The organism is Bordetella bronchiseptica, assembly GCF_900636925.1.
Classification (GTDB): domain Bacteria; phylum Pseudomonadota; class Gammaproteobacteria; order Burkholderiales; family Burkholderiaceae_B; genus Bordetella; species Bordetella pertussis.
Window position 1 is genome coordinate 1429101 of record NZ_LR134326.1, and the last position, 18726, is coordinate 1447826.

The following is an 18726-nucleotide window of genomic DNA, read 5'->3' on the forward strand; positions in this document are numbered from 1 at the left end:
TGCGCCAAAATGCCGATTCATTAGGCATGAAATGCTGTGATCGATACTTTATGGAGCTTAATATGCCGCCACACGCGCTGGATGCCATTGATCGCCGGATCCTGGACCTGTTGCAGACCGATGCCAGCCTCACCAACGTCGAGCTGGCGCGCCGGGTGCATCTGTCGCCCTCGCCGTGCCTGGCCCGCGTCAAGGCCCTGGAGGCCGCCGGGATCATCCGCGGCTATGTGGCGCTGGCCGATCCGGCGCAACTGGGCCTGAACCTGAATGTGTTCATCCAGGTCAGCCTGGAGAAGCAGGTCGAAAGCGAGCTGGAGCGGTTCCAGGGCGCCATGGCCGACTGTCCCGAAGTGATGGAGTGCTACCTCATGACGGGCGATGCGGACTATCTGCTGCGGGTGGTGGTGGCCGACATGCCGGGACTGGAGCGTTTCATCGTCAATCGCCTGTCGCGCATTCCTGGCGTGAAGAACATCCGCTCCGGGTTCGCGCTCAAGCAAGTCAAGTACCAGACGGCCCTGCCGCTCAGGCAGGGAAGCGGGCCGTAGTAAAATTGCGGGTTTTCCCTTTATGTTCCGGATCGCTCATGGCTGATGCAACCCGCATTCCCGATAGCGTGACCCTGCCCGAGCTGACGCTGCGCGGCGTCTTGCTGGGGGCGCTGATCACCGTCATCTTCACGGCTTCCAATGTCTTTCTGGGCCTGAAGGTCGGCCTGACGTTTTCCTCGGCGATCCCGGCCGCGGTGATCTCCATGTCGGTGCTGCGGATGTTTCGCGACGCCAACATCCTGGAGAACAACATGGTGCAGACGCAGGCCTCGGCCGCCGGCACCTTGTCGGCCATCATCTTCATCCTGCCCGCCCTGGTCATGATGGGGCACTGGCAGGGCTTCCCGTTCTGGCAGACCCTGGCCATCTGCGGCGCCGGCGGCATGCTGGGGGTGATGTTCACGATTCCGCTGCGCCACATCATGGTGGTGCAAAGCGACCTGCCTTACCCCGAAGGCGTGGCGGCGGCCGAAATCCTGCGGGTGGGCAGCGCCGAGGCGCCTGACACGGCCCCGGGCCGCCGGGGCGCATCCGGCATGGGCGACATCCTGGCGGGCGGCGGCGTGGCCGCGCTGGTCAGCCTGGCCACCGGCGGCCTGCGGGTGCTGGGCGACAGCTTCAGCTGGTGGGGCCAGCTCGGCGCGTCGGTGTTCCGCCTGCCCATGGGCTTTTCGCTGGCATTGCTGGGCGCCGGCTATCTGATCGGCATCGTCGCCGGCGTGGCCATGCTGGTCGGGCTGCTGATCGCCTGGCTGGTCGCGGTGCCCGTGCTGACCGCAACCACGCCCATGCCGGATGGCCAGTCCATCAGCGCCTTCGCCAACAGCCTGTGGGCGTCGCAGGTGCGCTTCATCGGCGCCGGCGTCATCGGCGTGGGGGCCATCTGGACGCTGGCCACGCTGTTCATGCCCATGGTGCGCGGCGTGCGTACGTCGTTCGCGGCCTTTGGCCGCAGCGGGGAGGCGGCCTATGGCAGCGCCCCGCGCACCGAGCGCGACCTGCCCTCGCGCTGGATCTCGCTCATCACCCTGGCGCTGGTCGCCGTGCTGGTAGGCGTGTTCGCCGCTTTCCTGCAGCCGGCCGTGCTCTCGCCGGGCGCGCGCTGGGGGCTGGTGGCCTACGCCGTGGTGTTCGCCTTCGTCTTCGGGTTCCTGGTGGCGGCGGCCTGTGGCTACATGGCGGGGCTGATCGGCTCGTCGACCAGCCCGATTTCCGGCGTCGGCATCGTGGCGATCGTGCTGGTGTCGCTGCTCATGCTGGCCATCCAGCGCGGCGATGGCCTGCTGGCCACGCCGCAGGGGCTGCAGATGGGCATCGCCCTGGCGATCTTCACGACCTCGGCCGTGGTGGCGGTGGCCTCCATTTCGAACGACAACCTGCAGGACCTCAAGACCGGCTGGCTGGTGGGGGCGACGCCCTGGCGCCAGCAGGTCGCGCTGCTGATCGGCTGCGTCGTCGGGGCGGCGGTCATCTCGCCCGTGCTGGAGCTGCTGTACAACGCCTATGGCTTCGGCGACGCCTTGCCGCGCCCGGGCATGGATCCGTCGCAGGCGCTGGCGGCGCCCCAGGCGACGCTGATGCTGGCCATCGCGCAAGGCATCTTCACCCATCAGTTGAACTGGACCATGATCCTGATCGGCATGGGCGTGGGCGTGGCGCTGATCGTGATCGACCAGGTGCTGCGGCGCACCTGCCGGGTGGCGCGCCTGCCGGTGCTGGCGGTGGGCATCGGCATTTACTTGCCGCCGTCGGCCAGCGCGCCCATCGTGGTCGGGGCGGTGCTGGCCTGGCTCCTGGAGGGCGCGCTGCGCCGCCGGGCCGCCGCCGCCGGGCAGGACTACGAGCGCTATGCCGAAGGGCCCAATCGCCGCGGCGTGCTGGTGGCGTCCGGCTTGATCGTGGGCGAGAGCCTGGTTGGGGTGCTGCTGGCAGCCGTCATCGGCGCCACCGGCGACGAGGCGCCCCTGGCCGTGGTCGGCGCGGGCTTCGGCCCGACCGCGGAATGGCTGGGTTTCGTGGTTTTCGCGGCCGTGGCCGTATGGATTTATCGCCGGGTAGTGCGGACCCGGCCGGAACAGGCCTAGCCAGGCTGCCTGCCTGGCGTCGTTTTCGCGACACAGGGCGGGATGATCCGGCTTGCGCCGATTGCCGATATTGCCCGGCAATCGGCGCGACATGCGCGGTGTTGCGAGAGGTATTCTGGGCGGGAATGAGGGCATGCCGCAAGCTCGGTCCTGTCATGCCGTTGCAGCAAGACGGCCGCAGACTCAAGGGGTATACTGCGGCTATACGGCTTTCGAGGCTTGTACGTGCCTTCTGCCCCTGCTATCCGCTAAACGGGAAGCCCGTGTCGCGGAAGGTTTTCCTGCATCGTATCGAGTGAAGCACTCGTCAAGGTGAAGCGATTTATGTCTACGGAATCAGAATCCCTATCCACGTCCTATCTGTTCGGGGGTAACGCCCCGTACGTCGAAGAGCTCTACGAATCGTATCTCGACAATCCCGGCTCGGTGCCCGACAACTGGCGTGAATACTTCGACCAGCTGCAGCACTCGCCCGCCACCGATGGCCAGGAAGCCACCCGCGACCAGGCCCACGCTCCCATCGTAGAATCGTTTGCGCAACGCGCCCGCGCCAATGCCTTCGTGCAGCGCGTCGCCGAGCCCGACCTGTCGGTAGCCTCCAAGCAGGTGTCGGTGCAGTCGCTGATCGCCGCCTACCGCTCGCTGGGTTCCCGCTGGGCCGACCTGGATCCGCTCAAGCGCCAGGAGCGTCCCGCCATCCCCGAACTGGACCCGGCGTTCTACGGCCTGACCGAAGCCGACCTGGACCAGGTCTACTCCGCCACCAACACCTACTTCACGACCGCCAGCACCATGACGCTGCGCGACATCCTGAAGGCGCTGCGCGACACGTATTGCCGCTCGGTGGGCGCGGAGTTCATGCATATTTCCGATCCGGCCGCCAAGCGCTGGATCCAGCAGCGCCTCGAGTCGACCTTCAGCGCGCCGGTGTTCTCCACCGAGGAAAAGCGCCACATCCTGCAGCAGCTGACCGAATCCGAAGGCCTCGAGCGCTTCCTGCACACCAAGTACGTGGGCCAGAAGCGTTTCTCGCTGGAAGGCGGCGAGAGCTTCATCGCCTCGATGGACGAGGTGGTCAACCACGCCGGTGAATCGGGCGTGCAGGAAATCGTGGTCGGCATGGCCCACCGCGGCCGCCTGAACCTGCTGGTCAACATCATGGGCAAGATGCCCGGCGACCTGTTTGCCGAGTTCGAAGGCAAGCACGCCGAAGGCCTGACCGACGGCGACGTGAAGTACCACAACGGTTTCTCCAGCGACTTGTCCACCCGTGGCGGTCCGGTGCACCTGTCGCTGGCCTTCAACCCGTCGCACCTGGAAATCGTCAACCCGGTGGTCGAGGGCAGCGTGCGCGCGCGCCAGGAACGCCGCGGCGACGGCGAGGGCAAGCAGGTGCTGCCGGTGCTGGTGCACGGCGACGCCGCCTTCGCCGGCCAGGGCGTGGTGATGGAAACGCTGAACCTGGCGCAGACGCGCGGTTACGGTACGGGCGGCACGCTGCACATCGTCATCAACAACCAGATCGGCTTCACCACCTCGGATCCGCGCGACTCGCGCTCGACGCTGTATTGCACCGACGTGGTCAAGATGATCGAAGCGCCGGTGTTCCACGTCAACGGCGACGATCCCGAGGCCGTGGTGTTCGCCACCCGCCTGGCGCTGGACTACCGCATGCAGTTCCGCCACGACGTGGTGCTCGACATCGTCTGCTTCCGCAAGCTGGGCCACAACGAGCAGGACACCCCCTCGCTGACGCAGCCGCTGATGTACAAGCGCATCGGCCACCACCCCGGCACCCGCAAGCTGTACGCCGACAAGCTGACCACGCAGGGCGTGCTGGCCGAGGGCGATGCCGACCAGCTGGTCAAGGATTACCGCCAGCTGATGGAAGACGGCCAGCGCACCATCGAGCCGGTGCTGACCGACTACAAGAGCAAGTACGCCATCGACTGGTCGCCGTTCCTGGGCGCCAAGTGGACCGACCAGGCCGATACCGCCGTGCCGCTGGCCGAGCTCAAGCGCATCGGCGAGCGCATCACCACCGTGCCCGAGGGCTTCACGGTGCACCCGCTGGTCGCCAAGCTGCTCAATGACCGCCGCAACATGGCCAAGGGCGAGGTCAACCTCGACTGGGGCATGGGCGAGCACCTGGCCTTCGCCACGCTGGTGGCCTCGGGCTACGCCGTGCGCATCACCGGCCAGGACTCGGGCCGCGGCACGTTCACGCACCGCCACGCCGTGCTGCACGACCAGAACCGCGAGCGCTGGAACGACGGCTTCTACGTGCCGCTGCAGAACGTCTCGGAAGGCCAGGCGCCGTTCACCGTGATCGACTCGGTGCTGTCCGAAGAGGCGGTGCTGGCATTCGAATACGGCTACTCGTCGGCCGAACCCAACACGCTGACCATCTGGGAAGCCCAGTTCGGCGACTTCGTCAACGGCGCGCAGGTCGTCATCGACCAGTTCATCACCGCCGGCGAAGCCAAGTGGGGCCGCCAGTCGGGCCTGACCCTGATGCTGCCGCACGGCTACGAAGGCCAGGGTCCGGAACACTCGTCGGGCCGCATCGAGCGCTTCCTGCAGCTGTGCGCCGACCACAACATCCAGGTGGTGCAGCCGACCTCGGCCGCGCAGATCTTCCACCTGCTGCGTCGCCAGATGATCCGCCCGTTCCGCAAGCCGCTGGTCATCTTCACGCCCAAGTCCCTGCTGCGCAACAAGGATGCCGGCTCGCCCCTGACCGATCTGGCCGGCGGCAGCTTCCGCCCGGTGATCGGCGAGGTCGACGAGTCGATCAAGGCCGCCTCGGTCAAGCGCGTGCTGGCCTGCTCGGGCAAGGTCTACTACGACCTGGTCAACGCCCGCCGCGAGCGTGGCGCCGACCACGTGGCGATCGTCCGCGTCGAGCAGCTGTATCCGTTCGCGCACAAGGCGTTCGAGACCGAGCTGCGCAAGTACCCCAAGGCCACCGAGGTGATCTGGGTGCAGGACGAGCCGCAGAACCAGGGCCCGTGGTTCTATGTGCAGCACCATTTGTACGAAAACATGGCCGACGGCCAGAAGCTGGGCTACGCGGGCCGCGCCGCTTCGGCCTCGCCGGCGGTGGGCTACCTGGCCAAGCACCAGGAGCAGCAGAAGGCGCTCATCGAGCAGGCCTTCGCCGCCAAGTACAAGGGCTTCATGCTGACCAAGTAACAACAGCCGCTGACATAGAACACTAACTTTACGGAATTCATCACTATGGCTATTACCGACGTTCTCGTCCCTCAACTGTCCGAATCGGTTTCGGAAGCCACGCTGCTGACCTGGAAGAAGCAGGCGGGCGCCGCGGTCGAGGCCGACGAAATCCTGATCGAAATCGAGACCGACAAGGTGGTGCTGGAAGTGCCGGCCCCGTCGTCGGGCGTGCTGTCCGAAATCGTCATGGGTGACGGCAGCACCGTGACCTCGGGCGAAGTCATTGCCCGCATCGACACGGCCGCCAAGGCTGCTGCGGCGCCTGCCGCCGCTGCCGAAGCGCCCGCCGCCGCTGCTGCTGCGCCGGCAGCCGCCGCGCCGGCGGCGGCCAGCAGCGCCGCCAGCGGCGTGGCCTCGCCGGCCGCCGCCAAGATCCTCGCCGAGAAGGGCGTGGACGCCGCCAGCGTGGCCGGCACCGGCCGCGACGGCCGCGTCACCAAGGGCGACGCCCTGGCCGCGGGCAACGCGCCCGCCGCCAAGGCCGCCGCGCCGGTGGCGCCGCCCACGCTGTCGCTGGACGGCCGCCCCGAGCAGCGCGTGCCGATGAGCCGCCTGCGCGCCCGCATCGCCGAGCGCCTGCTGCAATCGCAAGCCGAGAACGCCATCCTGACGACGTTCAACGAAGTCAACATGCAGGCCGTGATGGACCTGCGCGCCCGCTACAAGGACAAGTTCGAGAAAGAGCACGGCGTCAAGCTGGGCTTCATGTCGTTCTTCGTCAAGGCCGCCGTCGCCGCGCTGAAGAAGTACCCGGTGCTCAACGCCTCGGTCGACGGCAAGGACATCATCTACCACGGCTACTTCGACATCGGCATCGCCGTCGGCACCCCGCGTGGCCTGGTGGTGCCCATCCTGCGCAACGCCGACCAGCTGACCATCGCCGAAATCGAGAAGACCATCGCCGACTTCGGCAAGCGCGCCGCGGACGGCAAGCTGGGCATCGAGGAAATGACCGGCGGCACGTTCTCGATCTCCAACGGCGGGGTGTTCGGCTCGATGCTGTCCACGCCCATCATCAACCCGCCGCAGGCGGCCATCCTGGGCATCCACGCCACCAAGGAGCGCCCGGTGGTCGAGAACGGCCAGATCGTCATCCGGCCGATCAACTACCTGGCCATGTCCTATGACCACCGCATCATCGACGGCCGCGAAGCCGTGCTGGGCCTGGTGGCCATGAAGGAAGCGCTGGAAGACCCGCAACGCCTGTTGCTGGATCTGTAATCGGCGTCAAGGCGAGAGAAGAATGCCTTCTTCTGTCGCTGCCGCCAAGGGCCGGGCCGCCATCGCGGCCCGCCCGGCGGCCCTGCCGGTTTCGTCGAATCCGGTTCGATCAGCCTGCCCGTCCGAGCCGCGCCATACGCGCGGCTGTCCGGATCCAACAAACCGGCGGATCCGCGTCCTGGCGGCCGCACGGTAGGCGGTTTCAAATTTCTCTCATCGCGAGAACACTATGTCCAAACAATTCGACGTCGTCGTCATCGGTGCCGGCCCCGGCGGGTACATCGCCGCGATCCGCGCTGCCCAACTCGGTATGTCGGTGGCCTGCATCGACGCCTGGCAGAACGGCCAGGGCGGCCCCGCTCCCGGCGGCACCTGCACCAACGTGGGCTGCATTCCGTCCAAGGCGCTGCTGCAGTCGTCCGAGCACTACGAACAGGCCAACCACCACTTCGCCGAGCACGGCATCGAAGTCAAGGGCGTCAGCCTCAAGCTGGACACGCTGATCGGCCGCAAGAACACGGTGGTCAAGCAGAACAACGACGGCATCCTGTACCTGTTCAAGAAGAACAAGGTCACGTATTTCCACGGCAAGGGCGCGTTCGCCGGCCAGGTCGACGGTGGCTGGTCCATCAAGGTCACCGGCACCACCGACGCCGACCTGGTCGCCAAGCACGTCATCGTGGCCACCGGCTCGTCGGCGCGCGAGCTGCCCGGCCTGCCCTTTGACGAAAAGAACATCCTGTCCAACGACGGCGCGCTGAACATCGGCGCCGTGCCCAAGAAGCTGGGCGTGATCGGCGCGGGCGTGATCGGCCTCGAAATGGGCAGCGTGTGGCGCCGCCTGGGCGCCGAAGTCACCATCCTGGAAGCGATGCCCGAGTTCCTCGCCGCCGCCGACCAGCAGGTGGCCAAGGAAGCCCTCAAGTCCTTCGCCAAGCAGGGCCTGGACATCCAGACCGGCGTGAAGATCGGCGAGATCAAGGCCGCGGCCAAGTCGATCACCGTGCCGTACGTCGACGCCAAGGGCGCCGAGCAGAAGCTGGTGGTGGACAAGCTGATCGTCTCCATCGGCCGCGTGCCGTACACCGGCGGCCTCAATGCCGAAGCCGTGGGCCTGAAGCTGGACGAACGCGGCTTCGTCGCCGTCGACGAAGACTGCAAGACCAACCTGCCCAACGTGTGGGCGGTGGGCGACGTGGTGCGCGGCCCGATGCTGGCGCACAAGGCCGAGGAAGAGGGCGTCGCGGTGGCCGAGCGCATTGCTGGCCAGCACGGCCACGTCAATTTCGCCACCGTGCCGTGGGTGATCTACACCTCGCCGGAAATCGCCTGGGTGGGCAAGACCGAGCAGCAGCTCAAGGCCGAAGGCCGCGAGTACAAGGCCGGCTCGTTCCCGTTCATGGCCAACGGCCGCGCGCGCGCGCTGGGCGACACCACCGGTTTCGCCAAGGTGATCGCCGATGCCAAGACCGACGAAGTCCTGGGCGTGCATATCATCGGCCCGATGGCCTCGGAGCTGATCTCCGAAGCCGTGACCATCATGGAGTTCCGCGGCGCCGCCGAGGACATCGCCCGCATCTGCCACGCTCACCCGACCCTGTCGGAAGCGGTCAAGGAAGCCGCGCTGGCTGTCGACAAGCGTACCCTGAACTTCTGATCAGGCGTCCCGGGGCCAGCAGGTCCCGGGGCTTCCCGGCTTGGCCTGGGGCGGGTTGTGCAATCCGCCCCTTTGTTTTGGATTTTCCGGTTGCGACATGAACGTCCGCGAATACTACGAACACGCCCTGGCGGAACGCGGGTATCAGCCCGACGAGGCGCAATTGCAGGCCGTCGAACGCCTGCAGCGCTACTACGATGAATGGGTCCGCTTCAAGGCCTTGCGCTCCAACGCCCTGAAGAAACTGCTCAACCGCCCGGACGTACCGCGCGGCGTGTATCTGTGGGGCGGCGTGGGGCGCGGCAAGAGCTTCCTGATGGATGCCTTCTATGCCACCGTGCCGGTGGTGCGCAAGACGCGCCTGCATTTCCACGAATTCATGCGCGGGGTGCACCGCGAGCTGGAAGAGGTCAAGGGCACGCAGGACCCGCTGGACGAAGTGGCGCGCCGCCTCGCTCGCCGTTACCGCCTGATCTGTTTCGACGAGTTCCACGTCTCGGACGTCGCCGACGCGATGATCCTGTACCGCCTGTTGCTCAAGCTGTTCGAGCACGGCACCTCGTTCGTGATGACGTCCAACTACGAGCCGTCCACCCTGTATCCCGACGGCCTGCATCGCGACCGCATCCTGCCCGCCATTGCGTTGATCCAGGGCCGCATGGACGTGCTGAACGTGGACGCCGGCATCGACTACCGGCGCCGTTCGCTGGAGCAGGTGCAGTGCTATCACACGCCGCTCGACGCCCAGGCCCGCCAGGCGCTGGAACACGCATTCGCGCAGTTGTCCGACACCGCGCCGCAGGATCCGGTGCTGCATATCGAGCATCGCGAAATCCGCGCCCAGGCGCTGGCCGGCTCGGTCGTGTGGTTCGACTTCGCCACGCTGTGCGGCGGCCCGCGCTCCCAGAACGACTACCTGGAGCTGGCCAACCGGTTCCATGCGGTGATCCTCTCGGACGTGCCGCGCATGGGGCCGCGCCAGGCGTCCGAGGCGCGGCGCTTCACGTGGCTGATCGACGTGTTCTACGACCACAAGGTCAAGCTGATCATGTCGGCCGAAGTCGAGCCCGAGCAACTCTATACCGAAGGCGCGCTGGCCAACGAGTTCCATCGCACGGTGTCGCGCATCCTGGAGATGCAATCGCGCGAATACCTCGAGGCCGAGCGCCGTCTTGCCGTGACGCTGTAGCGGCGCGGCGTCCTACAACATGAAGCTGCCGCCATTCACGTCGATGGTGGCGCCCGTGGTGTAGCCCGCGCCATCGGAAGCCAGGAAGGCCACCGTGGCGGCGACTTCCTCCGGCAGGCCCAGGCGGCCCAGCGGCACCGTGGCCGAATGGCTGGCGTTGACCGCGCCGCCGACCTCGGCCGTCATGGCCGACTGGATGCGGCCCGGCGCCACGCAATTGACCGTGATCCCGTGTTCGGCCACCTCTCCGGCCAGCACCCGGGCCAGGCCCGTCATGCCGGATTTGGTCGCCGAGTAGTGGGCGCCCGGCACCGGCGTGCGCGTGCGCGCCGCCTGGCTGGTGATCATGATGATACGGCCCCAGCCGGCGGCGACCAGCGCCGGCAGGCACGTCTGCGTGACCAGGAACGTGCCGGTGAGATTGACATCCAGTACCCGGCGCCATTCGTCCAGCGGCATGTCCGCCACCTTGCGTTTGCGTCCCTCGTGCTTGGGCGAAATCCCGGCATTGTTCACCACGATGGCCAGGTTCTCCCACCACTGGCCGCATCGCCGGGGCAGGTCGCGTACCGCCTGTTCATCCGCGATGTCCAGCCGCATGCCGTGCGCGCGCAGGCCGCGGCCGGCCAACGCGCGCGCGCTGGCTTGCACGTCGGGGCTGGCATCGAGCATGATGACCGGGTGGCCATCCAGCGCCAGGCGAGTGGCGATCGCAAGGCCGATGCCGCGCGCGGCGCCGGTGACCAGGGCTGTTCGGTTGGCAGCCGTCATGGATAACTCCTCTCAGTATGGGTGGGCGGCGCAGGGGCCGCTGTGGTTAAATGCATTGCCCTAGTTCCAGCCGTTCGGTGGCCTGCCATGGAATTGCGCCATTTGCGCTATTTTTTGATGCTCGCGGAGACCCTGCACTTTGGCCGGGCCGCCAGCAGGCTGGGTATCGCGCAACCGCCGTTGTCGCGCCAGATACGCGACCTCGAAGAGCAGGTCGGCGCCACGCTGTTCTACCGCGGCACGCGCGGCGTCTCGCTCACCGATGCGGGCGTGGCGTTCGCCCAGCGCGCCGCGCAGATCGTCGCGGCCGCCGACGAGGCGGTCTTCGAGGCCCGCGAGGCCGGGCAGGGGCGCACGGGCCGTATCGTGATCGGTTTTGTCCATTCGCTGGCCTATTCCCTGCTGCCCAGGGTGCTGCCGGGCTTCAGGCAGAAACACCCGGGCATCGCCGTCTCGCTGCGCGAGGTCACGGTGGCCGACAAGGAAAGCGCGCTGCTTTCCGGCCAGATCGATACCGGCATCTATCGGCCCACCGTGCGGCATCCGGAAATCGCTACGCTGCCCATCTTCGAGGAGGGCTTCGTCCTGGCCCTGCCCAGCGGGCACCCGCTGGCGCGCAAGCGCCGCGTGTCGGTCCACAGCCTGCGCGACCAGCCGCTGATCCTGTTTCGCGCCCTGCGTGGCGACGTGGGCCTGCACGGCACCATCGCCGCGTTCCTGCGCGCGCACGACGTGCCGGTCAAGGCTTGCGAGGAAGTCGGCACGATCCATGCGGGCATGGGCCTGGTGCTGGCCGGGGTGGGGGTATGCATCATTCCGGAAACCTCGCGCATGGTTCATATCGAGGGCGTCGTCACGCGCCCGTTCGCCGAGGCCACCATGCGCGTGAGCTCCACGGTCTGCTGGCGCCACCAGGACTCCAGCCGCAGCCTCGACGCATGGGTGCGGCATGTGCGCGAACTGATCCGCACCGGCGAGAGCGCCGGCTAGCCGCTGTCGCGGCCGGCCGGCCGGCCGCGCCTCACGGCTTGACGATATTGGCGGTCTTGACCACCTTGGCCCATTTCGCGGTGTCGTCCTTCATGATGGTCGCGTATTCCTGCGGAGAGTTTGTCTTCGGCGTCGCGCCCAGCTCGCTCAGCCGCTTGCTGACCTGCGGACTGTGCACCACCTCCTGCACGGTCTTGTTCAGCTTCTGCACGACGTCGGCGGGCGTGCCGGCGGGCGCGAACAGGCCGAACCAGGTCACCACGTCGAAGTCGGGATAGCCCGACTCCTTCACGGTGGGGATATCCTTGGCGCTGCTTTCGCGGTCCGGGCCGGTGACGGCCAGGGCGCGCAGCGATCCGTCGCGCACCAGGGCGATGGCCGAAGGCATGTTGTCGAACATGACGACCGGGCCGGTGCCGCCGACCAGGTCTATCAGCGCCGGGCCGCTGCCCTTGTAGGGCACATGTTCCATGTGCAGGCCGGTCGCCATATTGAACAGTTCGCCCGTCAGGTGGGTGGTCGAGCCGACCCCGGAAGAGGCGAAGAACACGGTCTTGGGGTTCTCCTTGGCCCAGGCCACGAACTCCTTCGTGGTCTGGGCGGGAACGGCCTTGTTGACCACCATCAGGTTGGGCAGGGTGGCGATCAGGGAGATCGGCTGGAAGTCCTTGTTCGGGTCGAACGCCATGTCCTTGTAGATGGCCTGGTTCACCGTCATGTTGCCTGCCGTGCCCAGCAGCAGGGTGTATCCGTCCGGCGTCGCGCGCGAGACCTGCTCGGTGCCGATGTTGCCGCCCGCGCCGGCCTTGTTCTCGACGATGACGGGCTGGCCCAGCTTGGTGCCCATGTGCTGGCCCACCAGTCGCGCGATCAGGTCGGTGGTGCCGCCGGCCGCGTACGGCACGATGAGGCGGATGGGCTGCGCGGGGTAGCCGGCGGCCATGGCGCCGCTCGCGCCGGCCAGGGCAAGCAGGGCGGCAAGACAGGCTTGCGCCCGAAGCGTGATGAAGGTCATGACGTGTCTCCTGAGGTGGTTTTGTTATGTCCTGCCTGGCGGACGCCAGGCTCCCTACAGTTTGATCTGGCTGATACTCGCGCCGCCGCAGACGAACAGGGTCTGCCCCGTCGTGTAGGCCGCGTGGGGCGCGAGGAAGTAATCGACGGCGTGGGCGATCTCCTCCGGCGTGCCCAGGCGCGCCACCGGTATGGCCTCCACCAGCGCGCGGCTGCGCGCCAGCTCGGGCGGATTGTTGCGTTGGAACATTTCCGTGGCCACGGGACCTGGCGCCACGCAGTTGACCGTAATGCCGCGCGTGGCCAGCTCGAGCGCCCAGGACCGGGTCAGGCCGACCATGGCGGCCTTGGCGGCCGAGTAGACGCTGCCGCCGGGCCGCGCCAGCAGGGAACGGCTGGCGATGTTGACGATGCGCCCCGCGCCGGCCTCGGTCATGCCGGGCAGCACCGCCTGCGCGGCATCGATGGCAACGGCAATGTTCAGTTCCAGGATCGCCGACGTGGCGGCGTCGGTGATCTCGCCCAGCGGCTGCATTTGATTGAAGCCGGCGTTGTTGACCAGCCGCAGCACGCCATGCGAGGCTGCTTCGCGCAGCACTTCGCGCCGCTGGGCGGCATCGAGCAGGTCGGCCTGCAGCAGCGGGCCGGGAAAGCCGGCGTCGCCGCTGCGCGCAATGCCCATGACCGGCTCGCCGCGGGCCGCCAGCAGGTCGGCGATGGCGCGGCCGATGCCGCGCGTGGCGCCGGTGATCAGTGTGTACCCCTGCGCCCGCGTCATTGCGGACGGCCGCCGGCGATGGTCATGCGATGCATTTCGCGCCGCTTGCCCTGGTAGTCGTTGCAGGCATAGTGCATGGTGCAGCGGTTGTCCCAGAAGGCCAGCGAGCCCTTGCGCCAGCGGAAGCGGCAGGCAAATTCGGGTCGCGCCGCGTGGGCGTACAGCTGATGCAGCAACGGCAGGCTTTCCTCGCGGCTCAATCCTTCGATTTGCCACGTGAAGGGAAAATTGACGTACAGGCACTTGCGGCCGGTTTCCTCGTGCGTGCGCACCATGGGGTGGAGGGCCAGGTTCTCCTTGGCGTCGGCGTCGGCCTTCAGGCGGGTCGAGCGGCCCGCATTGCGTTCGCTGATGCGCGAGGTGAGGTAGCGGTCGGAATGGTAGGCCTGGCGGCCGTCGATCATCTGCCTCAAGGCCTCGGGCAGCAGGTCATAGGCCAGGTACATATTGGCAAACAAGGTGTCGCCGCCATACTCGGGGATGTCGCGTCCGTAGAGCACCGAGCCCAGGGGAGGCTCCTGCATATAGGACATGTCGGAGTGCCAGGTATCGCCGATGTTGTAGCGGTCGTTCGGCTCTTTTATGACCGGCATGATGTCCGGATAGCCTTCCACATGGGTGTACACCGGGTTCACGACCACTTCGCCGAACTGGCGGGTGAAGGCGCGATGCTGCTCGGGCGTGAGGGTCTGCTCGCGAAAGAAAATGACGTTGTGGTCCAGCAGCGCCTGGCGTATGGCCTTGACGGTATCGGCGGACAGCGCTTGCGAAAGATCGACGCCGAAGAGTTCGGCGCCGCAGGAGCCGGTCAGGGGCCTGACTTCCAGGGCAGTTTGCGTATTCATGTCTTTGTGGTCTCCTCGATCGAACTTGCGGGGTGCGAGCAAAGATTAGGATCAATTCTCCTGGGCGTCCAATATTAATTATGTGCTTTCTGGATACCTTAAAGGTATTAATGTGGCGCGGCGCGCAACCAGGCGCCGGCACGCCTTGGGCGGTTTGCGGCGGGGCTGGCTGCCAATCGATATTGATAATGCAAGTAGTTATCAATTAATATCCAGCGTTTGATCGTCCATTCATCGCCGCCCCGATGGTATTGCCGTTGTGCCTGCCAGCCTGATCACTTCGCCCTCCGCCCGTCCCGCCGCCGACACCGCCGCGGTGGAGGGCCTGTACCGCCAGCACCGGTCGTGGCTGGCCGGGTGGCTGCGGCGGCGGCTGGGCTGTCCGCACCGCGCCGAGGACCTGACGCAGGATGTGTTCGTGCGCGTGATCCAGGGGCGCAAGGCGGTACGCATGGAGCAGGCGCGCGCCTTGCTGGCCACCATCGCCAAGGGACTGGTCATCGATCACCAGCGCCGCGCGGCGCTGGAGCACGCTTATCTGGAATACCTGGCGGCGCAGCCGTCGGGGCACGCGCCTTCGCCGCAACAGCAGGCCGAGCTGCTGCAGGCGCTGGCCGAGCTCGATCGCCTGCTCGAAGGCTTGCCGCCGCGCGCCCGCGCGGTGTTCCTGATGTCGCAGCTCGAAGGGCTGGGCTATGCCGAGATCGCGCAACGCCTGCGCATTTCGCTCAGTTCGGTGCAGCAATACATGCTGCGCGCCATGAGCGCTTGTTACATGGCATTCCATGAGTAGGCCGGCGGCGCCCGACGCGGTCGCCCAGCAGGCCATAGCCTGGTGGGTGCGGCTGCAGTCCGGCTGCGCCGCCGCCGCCGAACACGAGGCCTGTCGCGCCTGGCTGGCGCGCGACAAGGCGCATCAGCGTGCGTGGGACCGCGTCGCGACCCTGGCGGCAGGCATCCGTCGCGCGCCGGCGGCGCCGGCGCTGGCCATCCTGCCCGATCTGGCCAGTCGCGGCCCGTCGCGCCGGCAGGCGTTGCGTCTGCTGGCGGGCCTGGGCGTCGGCGCTGCGGCCGGCGCCGGCGCGTATTCCTGGGCGCCCTGGCAGCGGTTGGTGGCCGATGCCAGTACCGGCGTGGGCGAGCGGCGCCAGATCGTGCCCGGTCCCGGCGTGCGCCTGGTGCTTGCCAGCGACAGCGCGGTCCGCCTGCGTATCGACGCGACGCGGCGCGCCATAGCGCTGTTGCGTGGCGAAATGCTGGTGGATGTGCACAGTGGCGCGGCCCAGCCGGCGCTGCAGGTCGATACCGGGTACGGCATGGCATTGGCCGAGCAGGCGCGCTTCGGCGTGTGCCGCGCGGGCGGTTCGGCGCGCATCGGCGTGTATGCGGGCAGCGTGCAGGTAGCCAGTGCGCCGCACGCGCCATGGCACCGCGGCGAGGCGGGCGAGTCGCTGCGCCTCGATGGCGCAGGCGTGCCGCGGCGCGGCCGCGTCGCTGCCGACGAAAGCGCCTGGGAGGATGGCCTGCTGGTGGTGCATGGCTGGCGGCTGGATCGCCTGGCGGCGCAATTGGCGCGCTACCGGCTCGGTGTCATCCGGGTCGACCCGGCGGTGGCCGGGCTGCGCCTGTCGGGCGTGTTTCCGCTCGACGACGCCGAGCGCGCGTTGGCCGCCGTGCGCCAGAGCCTGCCCATCGAGATCCGTCGCCACACCGCTTACTGGCTCAGCGTGACGCCGCGCGCGGCCTGAGCGCGGTTACAAAACAATCGCCGCCGTCCTTGCAGATTCGGCTTTCCCGCGCGGAATAGCTCATGGAAGAAGCTAACGCATAGGAGAGTTCCCGTGTTTTCTCGCAGTCAGAAGCATCCGTCCTGGCGCCTGTCGCCATGCGTACTTGCGGCCGCCTTGTGCGCCGTCGCGGTCGGTAGCGCGGACACCGCCCGCGCGCAGGCACCCGCCGCCAGCGCCCAGCATTATGAAATCGCGGCCGGACCGCTGGCCGACGCACTGACCCGCTTCGCGCGCCGTGCCGGCGTGGTGCTGTCGTTCGACCCGGCCCTGGTGCAGGGGCGCAGCACGGCGGGCCTGCAGGGCGTGTACGGCGTGCGCGACGGGTTCGCGGCGCTGCTGGCCGGCTCGGGCCTGCAGGCGCGCGCCGGCGGCGGCAACAACTGGTCGCTGGCGGCGCTGCCGCGCGGCGGCGATGCGCAGACGCTGGCGCCGGTGACGGTGCTGGGCCTGGAGGGCGCGCTGGCGCCCACGGTCGGCTATGTCGCCAGTGCCAGCCTGAGCGGCACCAAGACCGATACGCCGCTGATCGAAACGCCGCAATCGATTTCGGTGGTGACTCGCGACCAGATAACCGAGCAGGGCGCCCAGACGCTGAACCAGGTGCTGCGCTATACCGCCGGCGTGGCGACCGAGACGCGCGGCGCGACCGCGACGCGGCTGGACCAGTTCAGCGTGCGCGGTTTCTCCGCCGCCACCTATCTGGACGGCATGCGCGTGTTCGGCGGCCGGGACGCCTTGCCCCAGGTCGACGCCTACCGGCTCGAACGGGTCGATGTGCTCAAGGGGCCGGCTTCCGTGCTGTATGGCCAGGGCGGCCCGGGCGGCGTGGTCAACCAGGTCAGCAAGCGTCCCCTGGACGAGCCTTTGCGCGAGATCGAAGTGCAGGCGGGCAATTTCGATTTCCGGCGGGTCAACATGGATTTTTCCGGCCCGGTGGACGAGGACCGGCGCTTCCTGTACCGGGTAACCGGCGCGGCCTATATGTCCGATGGCCAGGTGGATCACACCAGGGAGCGCCGCTACTTCGTCTCGCCGTCGTTCACGTGGCGGCCCAGCGCGGATACCACGCTGACCGTGCTGACCAACTTCCAGCGCGACCCCGACATGGGTTCGTACGGATCGATCTCGGCCATGCGCACGCTGCTGTCGGCGCCCGACGGCAGGCGGCTGGGCCCGAACCACTACGACGGCGACGCCGATTTCGAAAAGAGCGACCGCCGCAGCTATTCGCTGGGCTATCAACTGGAGCATCGCTTCAACGATACCTTCAAGGCCTCGCAGAACCTGCGTTTCCAGCATGCCGAGGGCGTCTATCGCAGCATCTACGGCGCCAGCAACAACAATTACGGCTATCTCGACAAGGACTACCACTACTCGCAGCGCGGCCTGGCCATCAGCGACGTGGACGTGGATGCGTTCACGATCGACAACAACCTGCAGGCGCGCTTCGATACCGGGGCGCTGGCGCATACGGTGCTGGTGGGGTTCGACTACCAGCGCGTGCAGACCGACACCTTGTCGGGCTATGGCAGCGCGCCGCCGCTCGACGTGTTCGATCCGGACTATCACATGGGTATCGAGCGGCCGCCGTTTACGTCCGATCAGACCCAGTACAACTACCAGACCGGCCTCTACCTGCAGGACCAGATCAGGCTGGATCGCCTGTCGTTGCTGCTGGGCGGGCGCTACGACTGGTCGCGCACCCACACCGGCACCGACAACCTGGCCAACGGCTCGCACAGCAGCTCGGCGCTCGCCGCCGAGGCGTTCACCGGCCGGGTCGGGGCGATCTACAACTTCGACAACGGCGTGGCGCCGTACGCCAGCTACTCGGAGTCGTTCGAGCCGCAGACCGGCACGGGCTGGAACAACACGCCGTTCAAGCCGACCGAAGGCAAGCAGTATGAGGTCGGCGTGAAATACCAGCCGCCGGGCTCGGCCACGCTGCTCACGCTGGCGGCCTTCGACATCCGGCGCAAGAACCTGCCCACCACCGACCCGGATCCCACCCATATGTGCGGCGTTTCGCGCTGCTCGATACAGGCCGGCGAAGTGCGCACCCGCGGCATCGAACTGGAGGCCAAGACCGAACCGCTGCGCGGCCTGAGCCTGATCGCCGCCTATTCGTACCTCGACAACGAATACGAGAAGGCCTATCCAAACACGACCGGGTTGGACCTCAAGGGCAAGAAGCCGGTGGCCGTGCCGGCGCACCAGGCGTCGGCCTGGGCCCGCTATCAACTGCAGGAGGGCCCGCTGGCCGGCCTGGGCATGGGCGCGGGGGTGCGCTACATCGGCAGTTCGTACGCCAACGAAACCAACACGCTCAAGGTGCCATCGGTGACGCTGGTGGACATGATGCTCGACTACGACCTGGGCCGGGCCAGCCCCGCACTCAAGGGTATGCAGGTGGCGTTGAACGTCTCCAACCTGTTCGACAAGGAATACATCGGCTCGTGCCTGTCCGATTCGTGGTGCTGGTATGGCTACCAGCGTTCGATCAAGGCCAGCTTGCGCTATCGCTGGTGATGCATGGCCCGTCATCCGAAGAATGCGATTAAGAATGATTATAATTTCTTAAATTTTCCAATCATCGGCG

General features: G+C 67.3%; 14 protein-coding genes. 10 read left to right on the forward strand and 4 right to left on the reverse strand.

Translation table 11 applies throughout. The annotated features are described in order from the left end of the window. Positions 1-62 precede the first annotated feature (62 nt). The 6 genes from EL288_RS06725 (at position 63) to zapE (ending at position 9939) form a co-directional block, all read left to right on the forward strand. Complete coding sequence (locus EL288_RS06725; RefSeq protein WP_126621903.1) at positions 63-548, forward strand: Lrp/AsnC family transcriptional regulator; 486 nt, start codon at positions 63-65, stop codon at positions 546-548. 38 nt (positions 549-586) lie between these two features. Then, a complete protein-coding gene (locus tag EL288_RS06730) occupies positions 587-2635 on the forward strand; it encodes an OPT family oligopeptide transporter (RefSeq protein WP_010930203.1) in 2049 nt (682 codons plus the stop codon). A 324-nt stretch (positions 2636-2959) separates the two neighbouring features. After that, positions 2960-5830, forward strand: coding sequence for a 2-oxoglutarate dehydrogenase E1 component (locus tag EL288_RS06735; RefSeq protein ID WP_003813631.1), 2871 nt, complete (start codon positions 2960-2962; stop codon positions 5828-5830). Between the two features lie 45 nt (positions 5831-5875). Beyond that, positions 5876-7093, forward strand: coding sequence for a 2-oxoglutarate dehydrogenase complex dihydrolipoyllysine-residue succinyltransferase (gene odhB / locus EL288_RS06740; protein WP_004566345.1), 1218 nt, complete (start codon positions 5876-5878; stop codon positions 7091-7093). A gap of 229 nt (positions 7094-7322) precedes the next feature. Then, positions 7323-8750 carry a dihydrolipoyl dehydrogenase gene (lpdA, locus tag EL288_RS06745; RefSeq protein WP_003813626.1) on the forward strand — a complete coding sequence of 476 codons (1428 nt, stop codon included), beginning with the start codon at positions 7323-7325 and terminating at the stop codon, positions 8748-8750. Positions 8751-8847: 97 nt separating this feature from the next. Next, on the forward strand, positions 8848-9939 hold the full coding sequence (zapE, locus tag EL288_RS06750) for a cell division protein ZapE (RefSeq protein WP_033447983.1): 1092 nt from the start codon (positions 8848-8850) through the stop codon (positions 9937-9939). 12 nt (positions 9940-9951) lie between these two features. Here the strand turns inward: zapE and EL288_RS06755 are convergent, their stop codons facing one another. Further along, the gene (locus EL288_RS06755; RefSeq protein ID WP_033458804.1) at positions 9952-10710 is read right to left on the reverse strand and encodes an SDR family oxidoreductase; all 759 of its coding nucleotides are present in this window, start codon (positions 10708-10710) and stop codon (positions 9952-9954) included. A gap of 87 nt (positions 10711-10797) precedes the next feature. On the opposite strand from EL288_RS06755, the gene EL288_RS06760 reads away from it, so the two are divergent. Then, complete coding sequence (locus tag EL288_RS06760) at positions 10798-11700, forward strand: LysR family transcriptional regulator (RefSeq protein WP_033458806.1); 903 nt, start codon at positions 10798-10800, stop codon at positions 11698-11700. 31 nt (positions 11701-11731) lie between these two features. Here the strand turns inward: EL288_RS06760 and EL288_RS06765 are convergent, their stop codons facing one another. The 3 genes from EL288_RS06765 to EL288_RS06775 are packed head-to-tail and all read right to left on the reverse strand — an operon-like array spanning position 11732 to position 14337. Then, positions 11732-12715 (reverse strand): Bug family tripartite tricarboxylate transporter substrate binding protein, encoded by a 984-nt coding sequence (locus EL288_RS06765; RefSeq protein ID WP_003813620.1) that lies wholly within the window; start codon positions 12713-12715, stop codon positions 11732-11734. 54 nt (positions 12716-12769) lie between these two features. Beyond that, positions 12770-13492 carry an SDR family oxidoreductase gene (locus tag EL288_RS06770; RefSeq protein WP_003813618.1) on the reverse strand — a complete coding sequence of 241 codons (723 nt, stop codon included), beginning with the start codon at positions 13490-13492 and terminating at the stop codon, positions 12770-12772. Continuing rightward, a complete protein-coding gene (locus EL288_RS06775) occupies positions 13489-14337 on the reverse strand; it encodes a TauD/TfdA dioxygenase family protein (RefSeq protein WP_003813616.1) in 849 nt (282 codons plus the stop codon). Before EL288_RS06775 ends, EL288_RS06770 begins: the two co-directional genes overlap by 4 nt. 259 nt (positions 14338-14596) lie before the next feature. On the opposite strand from EL288_RS06775, the gene EL288_RS06780 reads away from it, so the two are divergent. The 3 genes from EL288_RS06780 to EL288_RS06790 all read left to right on the forward strand — a co-directional run bounded on the left by EL288_RS06780 (position 14597) and on the right by EL288_RS06790 (position 18656). Beyond that, entirely contained in the window at positions 14597-15130 is a 534-nt protein-coding gene (locus EL288_RS06780; RefSeq protein WP_003813614.1) for a sigma-70 family RNA polymerase sigma factor, read from the forward strand. Then, positions 15123-16085: a FecR domain-containing protein gene (locus EL288_RS06785; RefSeq protein ID WP_003813612.1), complete on the forward strand. Its 963-nt coding sequence runs from the start codon at positions 15123-15125 to the stop codon at positions 16083-16085. The genes EL288_RS06780 and EL288_RS06785 overlap by 8 nt, the downstream gene beginning before the upstream one ends. Before the next feature lie 93 nt (positions 16086-16178). Continuing rightward, a complete protein-coding gene (locus EL288_RS06790) occupies positions 16179-18656 on the forward strand; it encodes a TonB-dependent siderophore receptor (protein WP_033448582.1) in 2478 nt (825 codons plus the stop codon). Positions 18657-18726 lie beyond the last annotated feature (70 nt).